This is a genomic window from Marinobacter sp. MBR-99 (assembly GCF_040547575.1).
Lineage (GTDB): Bacteria > Pseudomonadota > Gammaproteobacteria > Pseudomonadales > Oleiphilaceae > Marinobacter.
This window is the reverse complement of sequence record NZ_JBEPPY010000015.1, coordinates 1-17,089: the sequence shown is the minus strand read 5'-3', so window position 1 is coordinate 17,089 and position 17,089 is coordinate 1. Positions and strand designations below refer to the sequence as shown.

General features: G+C 62.2%; 11 protein-coding genes and 1 pseudogene. All 12 read left to right on the top strand.

Annotation, left to right across the window (positions count from 1 at the left end; genetic code table 11):
- The first annotated feature begins 13 nt into the window (after positions 1-13).
- A complete protein-coding gene (gene tssF, locus ABIE59_RS13565) occupies positions 14-1,786 on the top strand; it encodes a type VI secretion system baseplate subunit TssF (protein ID WP_354447684.1) in 1,773 nt (590 codons plus the stop codon).
- Complete coding sequence (tssG, locus tag ABIE59_RS13560) at positions 1,750-2,766, top strand: type VI secretion system baseplate subunit TssG (RefSeq protein WP_072676012.1); 1,017 nt, start codon at positions 1,750-1,752, stop codon at positions 2,764-2,766. The genes tssF and tssG overlap by 37 nt, the downstream gene beginning before the upstream one ends.
- Positions 2,767-2,783: 17 nt before the next feature.
- Positions 2,784-4,118 (top strand): type VI secretion system-associated FHA domain protein TagH, encoded by a 1,335-nt coding sequence (gene tagH / locus ABIE59_RS13555; protein WP_354447682.1) that lies wholly within the window; start codon positions 2,784-2,786, stop codon positions 4,116-4,118.
- Complete coding sequence (gene tssJ / locus ABIE59_RS13550; protein ID WP_354447680.1) at positions 4,115-4,648, top strand: type VI secretion system lipoprotein TssJ; 534 nt, start codon at positions 4,115-4,117, stop codon at positions 4,646-4,648. Before tagH ends, tssJ begins: the two co-directional genes overlap by 4 nt.
- Positions 4,648-5,982, top strand: a complete 1,335-nt coding sequence (tssK, locus tag ABIE59_RS13545; protein ID WP_061331933.1) for a type VI secretion system baseplate subunit TssK — start codon at positions 4,648-4,650, stop codon at positions 5,980-5,982. The genes tssJ and tssK overlap by 1 nt, the downstream gene beginning before the upstream one ends.
- Positions 5,983-5,985: 3 nt before the next feature.
- Entirely contained in the window at positions 5,986-6,807 is an 822-nt protein-coding gene (gene icmH / locus ABIE59_RS13540; protein WP_354447677.1) for a type IVB secretion system protein IcmH/DotU, read from the top strand.
- A gap of 10 nt (positions 6,808-6,817) precedes the next feature.
- Positions 6,818-9,460: a type VI secretion system ATPase TssH gene (tssH, locus tag ABIE59_RS13535; protein ID WP_354447675.1), complete on the top strand. Its 2,643-nt coding sequence runs from the start codon at positions 6,818-6,820 to the stop codon at positions 9,458-9,460.
- Between the two features lie 177 nt (positions 9,461-9,637).
- Positions 9,638-11,203 (top strand): sigma-54 interaction domain-containing protein, encoded by a 1,566-nt coding sequence (locus tag ABIE59_RS13530; RefSeq protein WP_354447816.1) that lies wholly within the window; start codon positions 9,638-9,640, stop codon positions 11,201-11,203.
- Positions 11,200-11,841: a type VI secretion system-associated protein VasI gene (gene vasI / locus ABIE59_RS13525; RefSeq protein ID WP_354447673.1), complete on the top strand. Its 642-nt coding sequence runs from the start codon at positions 11,200-11,202 to the stop codon at positions 11,839-11,841. The genes ABIE59_RS13530 and vasI overlap by 4 nt, the downstream gene beginning before the upstream one ends.
- Positions 11,842-11,851: 10 nt before the next feature.
- Positions 11,852-13,294 (top strand): type VI secretion system protein TssA, encoded by a 1,443-nt coding sequence (gene tssA / locus ABIE59_RS13520; protein ID WP_354447671.1) that lies wholly within the window; start codon positions 11,852-11,854, stop codon positions 13,292-13,294.
- A 24-nt stretch (positions 13,295-13,318) separates the two neighbouring features.
- The gene (gene tssM / locus ABIE59_RS13515; protein WP_354447669.1) at positions 13,319-16,912 is read left to right on the top strand and encodes a type VI secretion system membrane subunit TssM; all 3,594 of its coding nucleotides are present in this window, start codon (positions 13,319-13,321) and stop codon (positions 16,910-16,912) included.
- A 102-nt stretch (positions 16,913-17,014) separates the two neighbouring features.
- Positions 17,015-17,089: pseudogene (locus ABIE59_RS20005) on the top strand (contractile injection system protein, VgrG/Pvc8 family); the annotation flags it as partial.

Here is a 17,089-nt window from a genome sequence, read left to right as displayed (position 1 = left end):
AGGTGCAGTATCTATGAAGTTGAACAGGTTCTACAGGGATGAGTTGAGCTTTCTGCGGTTGCAAGGCAGGGAATTTGCCGAGGCACATCCGCAGCTTACCCGTTTTTTGTCCGAACAAAGCACCGACCCGGATGTGGAGCGGTTGCTGGAAGGTTTTGCCTTTCTGACCGGCAAGTTGCGGGAAAAGGTTGAGGACGAGTTTCCGGAGCTGACTCATTCCCTGCTGAACATGCTCTGGCCCAACTACCTGCGGCCAGTACCCAGCTGCACCATCATGCGATTCGACCCGCAACTGCATGCCATCAGCGAGCGGCAAACCGTTGAGCGCCATACTGAAATCAAAAGCCGCCCCTTGGGTGAGGCCAGCCGCCAAACCCAGTGCCGGTTCCGTACCTGCCGGGCGGTCGATATCTTCCCGGTCAGCGTGGCCGATGCCCATGCCGAGCATTCCCGGGAAGTGTCTTCGGTCACCGTCGACCTCGGACTGCACACAGACCAGCCGTTGAATGCCCTGGGCCTGGAAAGCCTGCGGTTTTATCTGGGGGGTGATAACCACACCGCCGAAACCCTGTACCTGTGGCTGAACCACTACCTCACCCGCATGGAACTGGTAGTCGGCGACAATGTTTACAACCTGCCGTCGTCGCTGTTGCAGCCGGTGGGTTTTGCCGCCGATGAAGCGATTTTGCCGTATCCGAAGAATGCCTACGCCGGGTACCGCATCATCCAGGAATACCTGAGCTTTCCCGAGGCCTTCCGGTTTATCGATATCGCCGGCCTCAAGTCACGATTGCCGGCGGTGCAGGCGGATGAGATCAGCCTGCGTTTCCATTTCAGCCGGATTCTGCCGCCGGATGTCCGGGTTACCCGGGACTCCATGCAGCTCTACTGCACGCCGGCGGTGAATCTGTTCAGCCACGAAGGGGAGCCGGTGGATTTGAACGGCCGGCAGACCGAGTACCGTATTTCGCCCTCCAGCCGCTGTCCGGAGCACTTTGAAGTGTTCAGTATCGAACAGGTGGAAGGCTGGCTGGAGGGGCGTTCCGGGCGGGGGGAGCCGCGGCTGTACACCGCGTTCGAGAGTTTCCAGCACGAGGTGGAGCGGGACCGTGGCCGCACGGCGCTGTATTACCGGGTGCGGACCCGTGAAAGCGTTCGCGGTGATGGCTTTGATCACTACATCTCGTTTGTCCGGGGCGACGAATCCGAATGCATGAACCGCCAGGAAGCTGTGTCCCTGACACTGACCTGCACCAACCGGCAACTGCCCCAGCAGCTGGCGGTGGGCGAGATCTGCATGGCCACCGAGACCACGCCGGCGTTTGCCTCGTTCAGCAACATTACCCGGCCCACGGCCACGCTGCGGCCAACGCTGGACGGCAGCCTGTTGTGGACGCTGATTTCCAATCTGTCCCTGAACTATCTGTCGATGCTGGATGTGGATGCCTTGCGCACCGTGCTGCGGGTATACGACTTCCGTGCGCTGGTTGACCGGCAGGCCGAGCGGGTGTCCCAGAAACGGTTGGCGGGCATCAGTGAGATCACCACTCAGCCGGTGGACCGCATGGTTCGCGGCTTGCCGGTGCGTGGCATTCGTTCGGTGCTGAAGCTGGATCAGCAGAATTTCGGCAGTGAAGGGGATCTGTACCTGTTCGGCACGGTACTGAGTCAGTTTTTTGCGCTATACGCGAGTATCAATGCCTTTCACCAGCTGGAAGTGGTGAATACAGACAATCAGGAACGGTATACATGGACGTTACAGCAAGGTCAGCAGCCGCTGATGTAGCCGGGCTGGAACCTGTCCTCGGCAACGCGCGGCGTTACAGTTTTTTCCAGCTGGTGGATCTGATTCACCGGCACCATGGTGATGATCTGGAGAGCTCCGGCAGTGGCGAGCCCCGGCAGGAGCGTATCCGGTTTTCGGCCTCGGCCGGCCTGGGCTTTCCGGGCAGCGATGTGGTCTCTGCCCTGTCGCCGGAACATGAGCACGCGCCTTACCAGATGGAAGTGAGCTTTCTGGGCCTGCACGGCTCCCAGTCGCCGCTGCCTGGTTACTACCTGGAGGATCTGGCCTGGGAAGCGGGGCAGAACCTGGGGGTGCGCCGGCACTTTCTGGATTTTTTCAATCACCGGCTGGTCACCCTGTTCCACCGGGCCTGGCGCAAGTACCGGTACTACGTGCGGTTTCAGCCCGGCGCCAGCGACGGTTTTTCCGAGCTGGTGTTTTCCCTGGTCGGCCTGGGTGACAGCCGCCTGCGGGAAGCCACGCCGGTCAACTGGTCCAAGATGTTGGCCTACGCCGGCCAGATGGCGGGCCGCAGCCGGTCGCCGGAAGTGGTCAGTGGCATTGTCGCACACTGTTTCGACCTGGAAGACGTCAGCATCGAGCAGTGGGTGTTGCGCAAGGTGGCCATCGGGCAAGACCAGCAAACGCGGTTGGGCCAGGCCAATGCCAGCCTGGGCCAGGACACCCTGGTTGGCTCCAGCATCCGGGACCGCAGCGGCAAGTTCATCCTGCGCCTGCGCAACCTGAGCCGGCAGCGCTTTGCGGATTTCCTGCCCAACGGCCGGGACCATGAGCGACTGGTGAAGCTGGTGGAATTCACCACCCGGGAGCAACTGGCCTACGACCTGGAGCTGCAAATGCGGCCCAAGGATATCCGGCCCATGCAGCTGGGTGAGGATGTGCGCCTGGGCTGGAATTCCTTTGTGACACCGGACCGGGCCCGTGAACGCCCGGCGGTGCGCATCCAGATACGACGATAAGGCAAGGAGCCAGACAGGTGTCAAACCGGACAGCAGCATTAACCCTGGTGATCATCAACCCGACCGAAACCGGTGGTGGTGCCAGCATTGAACACAGTTTTGGTACCGGTGGCGGGTCGATTGGCACGGCGGCCAACGACACCTGGCGGTTGTCGCCCCATCGCACCGGCGCCGTAGCCGGCCATGCCGAGGTTCGCTTCCTGGATGGTGGCTTCTGCCTGATTGACCGCAGTGGCCGCACCTACATCAACAGCAGCAGCCAGCCTGTGGGCCGGGGCCGCAGGGCGCGGCTGAATCATGGTGACACCCTCACCATCGGCCGTTACCGGATGCGGGCAGAGCTGAACGGTGACGCGGTTGACCGAGCAGAGCTGGAAGAAGGCTCCGGGCAGGACCGGCAGCTGGTGGATGTGGAAGAAGAGTCACTGTTGCGGGCAGACATCGGTCAGAGGATGCCGGATGGGCGGGAACCCCTCGAGGGACTGCACACGCCGGCCGGTGAGCCGGTCAGTGACGACCCGCTGGCGCCCTGGCAGAAAACGGTGCGTCCGCCTGCGGAAGAAGCCCCCGAACTGTTGGCCAGTGATCAGTCCTGGTTTGCCCGCTCGGCCGAGGTCAGCGATGAATACCGGGAAAACCGGGATGTGGCCATGGGCCTGCCGATGAACCGTAACGCCCGCAAGCACGGGCACGACACACAGGAGCGACAGGGAATGTCAGAGTTCAGGGAACACAGCCGGGCAGCCAAAGACACCAGCCGGCAACACATCAGCGGTGCCCCCCTGATGCGTGGTATGGAAGCCGACCTCGATTTTGCCGACAGCGATGAAATGCGTCTGTTCCTGGAGGAAGCCGGACAGACCCTGAAAGCCACGGTCGAAGGCCTGCTGGCCCTGCATCAGGGTGAAGATTCACGGCACCGTGCCCTGCGCACCCGCCTGCAGCCGATTGAAGACAACCCGTTGCGCTTGGGTGACGACTACACCGGCACCGTGCAGACCCTGTTTGCCGCCGAGCGCAGCCCGGTTCACCTGTCTGCCCCGGCTGCGGTTCGGGAAAGCCTGGAGAGCCTGAACCATCACCAGCAGGCCACTCGCGAAGCCATTCGGGAAGCCCTGGAAGCAATTCTTTATGCCTTCTCACCGGAGGCCCTGTTGCGCCGGTTCCACGGTTACCGCCGTGGCCTGCAAGACAACGAAGACGAAGGCCGTTGGGCCTGGAACATGTACCAACACTATTACCAGGAACTCAGATCCAGTCGTCAGCAGGGATTTGAACGCCTCTTCCAGGAGGTGTTCGACCAGGCCTACGACCAACACTTGCGCCAATTACAGAGGGAGAGCCTTTCATGAAGTACTGCAAATGGAGCTTGCTGGCTATTGTCATGCTAATGGTGGGGTGCAGCACCCCGTACAACGCGGTGACCAAAACCGCCAAGGTGTTGTGGGATCCCGATATTCCCGTGGGCTATCCGGAAGAGTTGCCCAGCAAGGTGGCGCTGACCATGCTCGCTGAGCCGGATGTTAACCCCAACGAATCCCTGGCGCCCACGCCGATTGCCTATCAGATCATCGAGCTGCGGGACAGCTCCCTGCTGATGGCCGGCGATTTTGATCAACTGTTGAACGACCTGAAAAAGTCCCTGGGCCGTAACTACGTGGACCACAGCGACTACACCCTGATACCGGGCCAATTCAAGTACGTGGCACCGTTCGAGATCAGCAAGGACACCCGGTTTATCGGCGTTATCGCCTTCTATGCCTACCCGAACCTGTCCCAGTGGAAAAAGGTCATCCGGGTGGATCCGATCGGCGACACCTACCACCTGCTGGTCAACCTGCGTGAGCGGGAAGTACAACTCAGACGTTCGGAAGATACCTGATGGCAGCTACCAATCGAGTCGTCTGGAGTGACGGGCTGTTTATCAAGCCCCAGCACTTCCAGCAGCAGCAACGATATCTGGAACACCAGATCAACGAGCGGGCGCTGGCGGTCTCGGACTACCTGTATGGCTTCAGTGATCTGGAGCTGAACGCCGAGTACCTGAGCTTTGGCCGGGTTGGCCTGGTGCGGGCTTCCGGACTGTTTCCGGACGGTACCCGGTTCAATCTGCCCCAGGACGATGTGATGCCGGAGCCCCTGGAAATCACCGATGCGTCGGTGGCCAACCAAGTGGTGTATCTGGCGCTGCCGCTGGGCAGTGACACCCTGGCGGAAGTGGAGTGGCCGGATGCCCCGGTAGCCGGGCGGTTCCGTGCCCAGACCGTGGAAATCCGGGATCTGCATTCCATTGATGGCGACGCCCACAGCATTGATGTGGGCCGGGTTGCGCCGCGCCTGATGCTGGAGCGGGACGATCGCAGTGCCTATGCTTCGGTGGCCATCGGCCGGATTCTGGAAAAACGCCCGGATGGCAGCCTGGTGATGGACCCCAACTTCCTGCCCACCATGCTCAGCGTCCGTTCAGCCCCGCGCTTGCAGCGGTTCGTTGGTGAGATGGCTGGCCTGATGCAGGAGCGGGCCCGCAACATCGCCGAGCGCGTAGGTGCGCCAGGGCAGGGCGGTGTGGCGGATGTGTCTGACTTCATGCTGCTGCAGATGCTGAACCGGGCGCACCCGAAATTCATGCACCTGGCCCGGCTGCGCCAGCTGCATCCGGAGCGCCTTTACGAAGCCCTGCTGGAACTGTGTGGCGAGCTGGTGACCTTTACCGACGAAAGCCGGCTGCCCAAGGAATTTACGCCCTATGACCACGACCTGCCGGAAGCCTGCTTCAGCCCGCTGATGCAAGTGCTGCGTCAGGCCCTGAGTACCGTACTGGAACCGAGAGCCCTGTCGATCACGCTGCAGCAGCGCCAGTACGGCCTGACCGTGGCACCGGTGCAGGATGGACAGATCATCAAGGATGCCGAATTCATCCTGGCGGTGAAGGCCGACATGCCGCTGGACGACCTGCGCAAGCAATTCACCCAGCAGTGCAAAGTGGCGTCGGTGGAGAAGATTCGCGACCTCATCAGCCTGCAGTTGCCGGGTATTCCGTTGTCGGCCCTGCCGGTGGCGCCGCGCCAGCTGCCGTACCACGCCGGCTTTGTCTACTTCCGGCTCGACGACCAGAGCCAGGCCTGGCAAATGCTCGACAACGCCAGTGGCTTTGCCTTCCACGTGGCCGGCAGCTTCCCCGGGCTGGAAATGCAATTCTGGGCAATCAGGAGCTAAACCATGGCAGATGCACCGGTAATGGACAGACCAGACAACACCAGGGATTCGGGTGACAGTGCATTCAGTGACCTTCTGTTTGCGGACGCCGGCAACAGCGGCTCCCGAACCGAATTCGACAACGCCGGCTTCCAGCTGCGAGGGCTGGAAGAAAACCGCCTGATCGACGCCGCCACGCCACTGCTGGGCCTGGTGATCCGGGTACGCCGGCTGGCGGATTTCCGGGACGTGGAAACCCTGTACCAGCAGGTGGTCGACGAGGTGGCGGCCATCGACCGGGAGCTGATCGAGCAGGGCTATGAGCGCCCGACGGTGGTGGCCTATCGCTACGTGCTCTGCGCGTTTATCGACGAAGCTGTGCTGGGTACCGACTGGGGCGCCCACAGCGTGTGGTCCCAGCACTCTTTGCTGTCCCGCTTCCACAACGAAACCTGGGGTGGGGAGAAAGTGTTTGCCATCCTCGCCCGTATGGAGAAGGAGCCGACCCGCTACCGGGATATGCTGGGCTTCATTTACCTGTGCCTGTGCCTGGGATTTGAAGGCCGTTACAAGGTCATGGAGAACGGCCGGGATGAGTACGATCGGATTGTTCGCGGCCTCTATGAGCAACTCCGTGAACTGCGCGCCGACCGGGACCCGCAGCCGCTGGCGGATGCCACGGAGAACGTAGCTCCGGCCCGCAACCGGCTGCGCAGCGGCCTGCCCCTATGGGGTATCGGCGGCCTGTTTATTGCTGCCATGGCGGGCATTTACCACTTGTACAACGTCGCGCTGAACGAACGCATCAGGGATGTGCTCAGCGTACTGGACCAACTACCGAAATAAGGACATCACTGTGATTCGGGTAGAACTGCCGGCGCTGATCGGGCGCCTCAACGACATTTCACGCCAGGCCCTGGAAGCCTCCGCCGCCCTTTGCATCAGCCGCCAGGGCGCCGAGATTACCCCGGCCCATTTGCTGTTCAAACTGCTGGAAACGCCGTTCTCTGACGTGCGCCAGATTCTGGAACACACCGGCATCAATCATCAGCAACTGCAGCCACTGGTGGGCGACAGCCTGAACGGCGAGCCGCAGACCGCCGAGCCTTACCCTTCGTTCTCGCCACTGTTGGTAGAGCTGATGCAGGACGCCTGGCTGCTGGCCTCCACCGAGCTGGGCCACACCGAACTGCGCTCCGGCGCCGTGTTCCTGGCCCTGCTGATGAACGCTGACCGCTACCTGATGCCCCGGGTGGCCCAGGCCCTGGTGGACATCAACCGGGAACAGCTGCGCAAACAGTTCGACCGCCTCACCGAAGGTTCCGTCGAGCGCCCGCAGCTGAGCCAGAACGGCGCCACCAGGCCCGCCGTCGAAGCCGATATGGACCCGCTCAAACGTTACGCCACCGACTTTACCAAGCTGGCCCGGGAAGAAAAGCTGGACCCGGTGGTGTGCCGGGATGCCGAAATCGACCAGATGATCGACATCCTCTGCCGCCGCCGCAAGAACAACCCTATTGTGGTGGGTGATGCCGGCGTGGGCAAAAGCGCCCTGGTGGAAGGTTTGGCCCTGCGCATTGTTAATGGCGACGTACCGGACCGCCTGAAAACTGTTGAACTCTGGACCCTGGACATGGGCGCCTTGCAGGCCGGTGCCTCGGTCAAAGGCGAATTCGAGAAGCGCCTGAAGGGCGTGATCGAAGCCGTTAAAGGTTCTGTTACGCCAATCATCCTGTTCATCGACGAAGCCCACACCCTGATTGGTGCCGGCAACAGCGAAGGCGGCTCTGATGCCGCCAACCTGTTGAAACCGGCATTGGCCCGGGGCGAGCTGCGCACCATCGCCGCCACCACCTGGCGCGAATACAAGAAATACTTCGAAAAAGACCCGGCCTTGAGCCGCCGCTTCCAGCCGGTCGCCCTGGACGAGCCGACCCCGGGCGAAGCCGTCCACATCCTCCGTGGCCTGCGCACCGTCTACGAAAAAGCCCATCAGGTACTGGTCGCCGACAGTGCCCTGAAAGCCGCCTCGGAAATGTCCGCCCGTTACCTGGCCGGCCGCCAGCTGCCGGACAAAGCCATCGACGTACTGGACACCGCCTGCGCCCGGGTCAGTCTGAACCTGAGCACACCGCCGCGCCGTCTCAGCCACGTGCGCAGCGAGTTGCACCAACTGGCCATGGAGCAGGATCTGCTTAGTCGGGAACACACCCTGGGCCAGAACGTCGACGCCGAACGTGAACAGGCGCTGGAGAAGCAGATTGCTGACCTGACCGCTGAATCCGAAGCCCTGGAACAAAGCTGGAACGACCAGCGCGACCTGGTGGCCCGACTGGTCGACATCCGCGAACAATTGCTGCTGGGCGATGCCGAAGCCGAAACCGCCGATGACGCTGCTGTTGAGTTGGCCGAGACCGAGCACGAAGAACGCCCGGACCTGAAAAGCGAAGCCGCCGCCATCGAACAGGAGCTGGCCGAGCTGCAAGCTGATGAACCACTGGTGCATGCCCGCGTTGATGCCCGCCAGGTGGCCGAGGTCATCGCCGACTGGACAGGCATTCCTGTCAACCGCATGACCACCGACGAGCTGGAGAAAATCACCCACTTGCCGGCGTATCTGCAGGCCCACATCAAAGGCCAGGGCACCGCCATCGACTGCCTGCACCAGCACCTGCTCACCGCCCGTGCCGACCTGCGCCGGCCCGGCCGCCCCATGGGCGCCTTCCTGCTGGTAGGCCCCAGCGGCGTTGGCAAAACCGAAACCGTGGTGCAACTGGCCGAACTGCTCTACGGCGGCCGCCAGTTCCTCACCACCATCAACATGTCCGAATACCAGGAGAAGCACACCGTCTCCCGTCTGATCGGTTCACCCCCAGGCTACGTCGGCTTCGGCGAAGGCGGCATCCTCACTGAAGCCATCCGCCAGAAACCCTATTCCGTGGTCCTACTCGACGAAGTCGAAAAAGCCCACCCGGAAGTCCTCAACCTGTTCTACCAGGCCTTCGATAAAGGCGAACTGGCGGACGGCGAGGGGCGGTTGATCGACTGCAAGAACGTCGTCTTCTTCCTCACCTCCAACCTCGGCTATCAGACCATCGTCAACCACGCCGAAGCACCGGAAAAGATCGAAGAAGCCCTGTACCCGGAACTGGCCAACTTCTTCAAACCCGCATTGCTGGCGCGAATGGAAGTGGTGCCCTACCTGCCGCTGGGAGAAGACACCCTTAATCGCATCGTCGGCGACAAACTCCAGCGCCTGGCCGACCAGATCAAAGCCCGTTACCACACCGACGTGGAACTGGAAGACGGCCTGGTAGAAGCCATCCGCAGCCGCGCCACCAGAAGTGAAAACGGCGCAAGGATGCTGGAGTCGATCATCGAAGGCGAGCTGTTGCCACCGGTGTCGCTGGCGCTGCTGGAAAAACTGGCGGCAAGAGAGCCGGTGACCAAGGTCACCTTGGGTGTGAGCGACAACAAGTTCACAGGCATAGTTGACTGACATCTAACTCGAACGGAGCGTAGCCTGCGGGGTGGCTTTCCAAAACCCTGCGGAGCCATGGATGGCGGAGCGGAGCGTACAAGGATGTATTCACAGCGTGTTTTGGAAAGCCACCCCGCAGGATGCGCGGGCGACGACCTCCTAAGTCATTATTCTGGGAATGAAAGCATGGGAAGAATGCAGAAGGAACTGCACACCGGCATAGACCTGGCGGTGGCACTCATCAAACAGGACACCCTGCCTGCGTTGCTGAACACCGCCACCAGCCAGCTCCAAAAAGCCTTCGGCCTCACCAAATGCTGGGCCCTCGAACTCGACCTCAGCGGCCGAACCCTCCACTGTGGCCAACTGGGCGACACCAGCGAATTCGACTGCGGCGACTTCAGCCACCCGTTTGCCCATGTACTGCAAACCGGCCAGCCCAGAGAGCTTACCCGGGCCGCAAGCTACCGCCTGGACCACCCCGGCTTCCAGACCCTGTTCGACGCCAGCGACCGCCCCAGAAGCCTCTGGCTTGAACCCCTCGCCGGTGAAGACGGCCGCACCCTCGGCATCCTCGTTCTCTGCGGCGACCACCCCGACTGGCAAGGCATCGTCGGCCAGCCCCTGTATGCCGGCATCAAACAACTGTTGGTGCATCAGTGGATCAGCCAACTGCAAACCCGCGACCAGGTCTGGCAGCGGCGCATGCTCAAGCGCTCCCTGGACCACCTGCACGACGCCGAAACCCTGCGCCAGCGCTGTGAGCAACTGGCCCACACCCTGGTCGGCAACTCCGAAGCCATGGTCAACCTCCGGGCCCAGGTGGTGCGTGCCGCCGGCAGCCAGCTGTCCGTGCTGATCCAGGGCGAGACCGGCTGCGGCAAAGACGTGGTCGCCCGGGGCATCCACGACATGTCCGACCGGGCGAATGGCCCCATGGTGGTGGTCAACTGCGCTGCCATCCCGGACACCCTGCTGGAAAGCGAACTGTTCGGCCATACCAAAGGCGCCTTCTCCGGCGCGGACCAGGCCAAAGAAGGCCTGCTGGCACAGGCCAATGGCGGCACCCTGTTCCTGGATGAAATCGGCGATATGCCCATGGCCCTGCAATCCAAGCTGCTGCGGGTACTGGAAAGCCGCCAGTTCCGCCCCCTGGGCGCCCGGGATGAACAGCACTCCGACTTCCGGCTGGTGGCGGCTACCCACCAACCCCTGCAGGAAGGCATCGAAGACGGCCGTTTCCGCCGTGACCTGTTCTATCGCCTCAGCCAGTTTCCATTGCGGGTTATTCCGCTGCGCGAACGCACGGAAGATCTGGAAGCCCTGAGCCGGCACTTCATTCGCCTGTACACCGAACGCGAAGGCAGTGGGCCATTGGGTATCAGCAGCCACGCGCTGCACACCCTGGGCGGTTACAACTTTCCCGGCAACGTGCGGGAACTGCGCAACATCGTGGAGCTGGCCTGCCTGCAAACTCCCGCCGGCGATGATATCCAGCCGGAAGTGTTACGCCTGGATGATCTGTTTGCCGATTCAGGCCCAGCCATGGATGCCCGTGTTGAACCGAAAACCATGGTGGGGGTTCCGGTGGCGGATGACATCCGTGACCTGAAAGCCGCCGCCCAGGCCTTCGAGGCCGCCATTATTCGTGAACGACTGCGCCAGTACGGCGGCAACCGTGCCCAGGCCGCTGAAAGCCTGGGCCTGCCCAAACGTACCCTGGCTCATAAATGTCTGAAGTATCAGGTAACTGACGTATGACCCTGAAAGACCGAATCCAACCCGGGCTGTTCGGCCTGGCCATGCTGCTGGCCGGCACCGTCACGCTCGCCGATACACGCCTGGCGGAAGCCGAGGCCTGCACGGCCGAAGCCAACCGGCTCGACCGGCTGGCCTGCTTTGATGAGGTGTTCGCTACCCCACTGGCCCGTTACGAGCAGGGTCGGCGGGTGCCGGAGGTCAACCAGTCCGAACGCTGGCGCCGGGCCTTTGCCCAGGCCAGTGGTGAGGATGCATCCGGGGTGACCTATCGGGATACCGGTGCGGCAGCTGGCCACCTGGTCACTGTCTCTGCATTAGGGGTTCAACCGCCACGACCGGTGCTGGCGCTGCAGTGTCACAACAACATCACCGAGCTGACCGTCATGCTACCGGAGCCCATCAACCGGGAGCGGGTGGAGGTGGCATTGGGGCCCGAGCGAGCCTACTGGCGGGTACGGGATGAAGGCCTGGTGATCAGTGCCGGCCGGGGCTTGCCGGCAATCCGCATTGTGCAGCAAATCGTCGGGCAGCCGGACGTCCGCATTCACGCCGAAGCCCAGGAGCTGGATGGTTTGCTGTTTGATCTTTCCGGTTATGCAGAAGCGATCCGGCCACTGCGTCAGGCCTGTGGCTGGTAAGGGAGCAACGATGCAGGTTATTGAACAACACCCATACGTTGAACAGGTACTCGGTGCGATTCCGGGGGAAAGCGGCACCGGCGACAGCCTGGCCGAGGACCCGATCCTGGAGTTCCTGGAAGACGAAGTGATGAAAGTGGGTTCTCTGGCTCATAACGACATCGACTGGAACAAGGTTGAGAGCGAGGCCCTCAAGCTGTTGGCAGACCGCAGCAAAGACATCAAGGTGCTGGGTTTCCTGATGTTGAGCTTGCAGCGCAGTGGCGACGGCGAACGCTTTGCCTTGTCACTGTACCTGTTGCATCGGGTGTTGGATGGCTGGTGGGAGAACGCCTGGCCCTATCCCGGCGCCAAGGGCCAGCGTGCCCGAAAAATGCTGTTTACCCAGATGCTGCAACGCGCCCTCAAAGGTGTGGAGAGCCTGAATTTTGATGCCAGCGTGGGTGATGGCCGTCAGTACTGCCTGGACCTGATCGACAAGCTGGATGACCAGGCCAAAGCCAAAGACCTGCCGGGTGACGCCCTGTTTGATCTGAAGCGGGCGGCAGAGAAACTGCCCAAACCAGACCAGCCGGGCAGCCAGGCCAGTGCCGGGGAGTCGCAAGCCGCCCCGAGCCAGCCGGCAGCGGCGGCACCGAACAGGCCGGCGACAACGACTCCCGCAAGCGCCTCACTGGGCGACCTGACCCTGGACCCGAGTAATGAGCGGGCAACCCGCCAGAGCCTGCTGAAAGTGGCTGAGCTGCTCACCGGCACTGAGCCGGACAACCCCTTGGGTTACCAGATGCGCCGCCATGCCATCTGGCAAAGCATCACCAGCCTGCCGCCCACCCGGGATGGCAAGCGAACAGACCTGGCTGCTGTGAGTGCAGACCGGGTGGCAGAGTACAAGGAAAGTCTGGATAAAACCCCGGATAACGAACTCTGGCAGCGCATCGAACAAAGCCTGTCGGTCAGCCCGTTCTGGCTGGATGGCCACTGGCTCAGTGCCCGGGCGGCGATGGCGTTGGGCCATAGCGATTGCGCCGAAGCCATCCGGGAAGCCCTGAAAGCCTTTGTGGAAAGGCTGCCGGAACTGGCAGAGCTGACCTTCAATGACGGCACCGCCTTTCTCAGTGACGATGCCGCGGACTGGATGCACACCGCACCGGCGACGGTCAAAGGCAACGGCGGTGGCGCCAACCCCTGGGAGCAGGCGCTGGACAGCGCGGTGGAACTGGCAAGGCAGAGCAAACTGCCGGCGGCACTGGAGCTGCTTGAACAAGGCCTGGCCGATGCCCGGGAGCCCCGGGAACGTCTGTACTGGCGCCTGGCCAGTGCCAAGCTGCTGAAAGAAACCGGCCTGAAAGCCATGGCCGCGCAACAGATTCAGGACCTGCAGGGGCAGGTCCGTGGCCTGGTTCTGGAAGACTGGGAACCCGGCCTGATCAAACAACTGGAACGACTGGCGTAACGCCCGCACGCATCAAACGCAGGAATGGAAACCATGTGGAGAAAAGCCTTACTCATTGGTCGTTGGCTACTGCCTCATCTTCGTAACGCCGCACCGGTCACCCTGGCGCTGGCGGTCATCGCTTTGCTGGTGGCCACCTGGTGGCTTGGTCCCCGTCTGGAAATCGGCGGAGAGTACCCGTTGATGGCCTGGCAGATGCGGGCCCTGGTGACCCTGGGTGTGATTTTGCTGGTGGTGGTGTTCTGGGGTATGGCCCTGGCCCGCCGGCTGGGCAAGGTGAATAAAGCCAAGGCCGAGGAGCAACAGGAACAGGAAGATCCGATCCTGCCTATGGAGCGCCGGCAGCAGCGCCTGCTGGACCGCCAGTTGCAGGCCCTGAAAAGCAATCTGCCCGGCCGCAAAGGCCTGTACCGACTGCCCTGGTACCTGGTGATGGGCCTGGAAGATGCCGGTAAGACCAGCCTGATTCAGCGGGCAGGGCAAACCTATACCCTCACCAACGTCACCCGGAATAACCGGGGCGACCGCAATCCCTTCGGTTTTGACTGGTGGATTGGCGATAACGGTGTACTGATCGACCCGGACGGCGAACTGCTGAGCCAGAACCAGGGCGAGGGCGCTACCGGCGAAATCCAGAACCGGCTGTGGAACCATTTTATCGACTGGCTCGAGCGCAGCCGTCCCCAGCGCCCGCTGAACGGCGTGATTCTGGCCGTGGATCTGGCACGCCTGAGCACCGCCAGTGACCAGCAGCGGGAAGCCCACGCCATCCTGCTGCGCACCCGCCTGCGGGAACTGATGGAACAGCTGGGCTCCCGGCTGCCGGTGTATGTCACCTTTACCAAAATGGACCTGATGTACGGCTTCGCACCGTTCGTGCGTACCCTGTCAAAAGCCGAGAAAGACAAGGCGCTGGGCTTCACCTTCCGACTGGATGGCCTGCAGGATCACGATCAGTGGCTGGAGCAGTTCGCAGATCGCTACAACGACATGGTGGATGAGCTGAGCCAGCGCCTGCCGGATGTCCTGGCGGACACCCGCGACAACGAAGAGCGGGCCGCGGCCTACTCGTTCACTCGTCAGCTGGCGGGCCTGAAAACCACCATGGAGCAGTTCCTGACCGACCTGCTGTCAGCCGATGCCTTCTCCACCCCGGCGCTGGTTCGCGGTACCTATTTCACCTCGGTGCTGCAGGAAGGTGTGCCGGAAGATGCCTTTGTCTCTGCCGCTGCCCACAATTACCAGATGACCAGCCCCATCCAGCCGGCCCAGCGAGGTGGTCAGTCGGTCAGCCTGTTTACCAAAGGGCTGTTCCCGGAGGTGATCTATCCAGAGGCCGGCCTGGCCGGCGATAACCGCAAGGTGGTCAGCAAACGCCGTCGCAAAGTGGCTGTGGCCGCCGCTGTGGCAGTGTGCGCCGGTGCCGGCATGACCGCCGGCTGGCAGCACTATTTCATCAAGAACGCAGACGCCGCCGCCCAGGTGGAAAACCGGGTAAACGCCTTTATCAACAACTGGCAGCCGGTGGGCTACGAGCCCGACAGCACCGGCCGTAACCTGCTGCAACCACTGGATGAATTGCGCGAGGCCACCATGGCCTTTGGTGACTACCGCAACGAGTGGAGCCTGGTGGCCGATATGGGCCTGTATCAGGGCCACAAAGTGGGGCCGGAAGTGGATGCCGCCTACCTCGACATGTTGGCCTACCAGTACCTGCCTGCGTTGATGTTTGGCGTAATGGAAGAGATGGGCCGGGCACCGGACAACAGCACCGAACGCCTGGAACACCTGCGGGTGCTGCGTATGCTGTACGACGCCAGCGGCCGGCGAAGCGACCTTGTTGCCGCCTACATGCGCAGCTACTGGCAGAACCGTTTCCCCGGCCAGCGGGAGGTGCAGAACCGCCTCTATGGCCACCTGCAATACGCCATGGCCCACACCAACCTGGCGGGCATGGCAGCGGAGGGCGACCAGACCGCCACCATGGCACTGGCACCGTTCCGCAGCAGTGTCCAGTGGGCGCAGCATGAGCTGGGCCGGATCAGCACGCCAGATCGTGTCTACCGCGATCTGGAGGTGGAAGCCAACCGGGAATTCCAGGCACCGATGGAGCTGGCGCGCAGTTCCGGGCCGGCCTTCTCCACCGTGTTCACCCGCATGGACGCCTACGGCGAACCGCTGGGTGATGAATTACCGTCCGCAGACGATCCGCTGTCCATCCCTGCCTTGCTGACCCGCGAAGGCCTGGAGAAGTGGTTCCTGCGCAAATCCGGTTCGGTAACCGAACTGGCGTTGGTGGATGCCTGGGTATTGGGCCGGCGCAATGATGTGGATTTCAGCAAGGCGGACGAAGCGGAGCTGCTGGCCAGTCTGCAAACGCTGTATGCCGAGAATTATGCCGAAGCCTGGCGCACCGCCGTCAGCCGGCTGGATGTGCACCGGTTTGAAGACTTGAACCACGGCGTGCGCATTCTGGAAAGCCTGACCAGCGGCCACGAACCCCTGGCCCGGTTCCTTGGCCAGGTCCAGAGTAATACCCGCCTGATTCCGGTGGGTGACGGTGAAGCTGAAGCAGCCCGTAAACTGCTGGAGCAGTCGCCCCATTTCCGTATGTTGCAGGATATCGAGCGCCAGTTCGCCGACCTGAACCGGCTGACCCGCAAACAGGGTGATCAGCCCTCTGGCCTGGATGAAATCATGCAGGTGGTGGGTGAACTTCATGAATACCTGCGCAACATTCAGGAATCCCCGGATGCCGGTAAAGCCGCGCTCAGCGCCGCCCGTGCCCGCATGGGCCTGCAGGGGACAGACCCCATCTTCACCCTGCAGCGCATGGCCAACCACCAGCCTGAGCCACTGAACCGCGTACTCAACCGGCTGGCCACGGAAAGCTGGCGGGTGGTGCTGGACCGTGCAGTGGCCCAATTGGAGCGTGAGTGGTACCGGGAAGTTTACCAGCCCTTCCAGCAGAACCTGGCCCGGCACTACCCGTTCACTGCCGGTGCCGGTCGTGATGCTGCGTTGCAGGATTTCGAGCGCTTCTTCGCCCCGGATGGCATCCTGGAAACCTTCTACAACGACAACCTGAAACTGTTCCTGGAAGACCACCCGGAACACGTGGGCGATGCCCGCCGGGCCAGTCTGGTGCGCCGCGACGTGGTGGCGTCTCTGGATCGCGCAAGGCAGATCCGCCAGGCCTTCTTCACCCGCAGTGGCACGCTGGATGTGGAGTTTGCCCTGGAGCCCCTGAACCTGACCAACAACAAGCGCCGGGCGGTAGTGAACATCGACGGCCAGCTGGTGGAGTTCTCCCACGGCCCGCGCCAGAGCATTCCGCTGGTGTGGCCCAACACCCTGCGGGATTCGGTGGAAAGCCGCATCACTCTGGTGCCGATTCAGGTGAACCGTTCGCCCCGAAGTATCTCGGAAAGCGGCCCCTGGGCGCTGTTCCGGTTGCTGGATAAAGCGGAGATTGCCGGCGTCAGCAGCAATGCAGTGGATGTGAAGTTCACTGTGGACGATGGCGAGATGCGATATCGCCTGCATGCGGCCAGTAATACCAACCCGTTCACACAGCAGCTGCTCTCGGGGTACCGCATACCCCGCAGCTTGTATTAAACTGTGTGCCGTCGCCCGGGCTTGAATGCCCGGGTTGACCGGAGCTTGCACCTGGATGGTGCCGGCTGAAACGGAAATGCTCATTCTTCAGGGACCGAAGTCATGCCCCAGGCAAGCGGATTGCAGTTCACCGCCCGTGTAGGCGAATTCCCCTCAGATCACTTTTCGGTAGTTGGC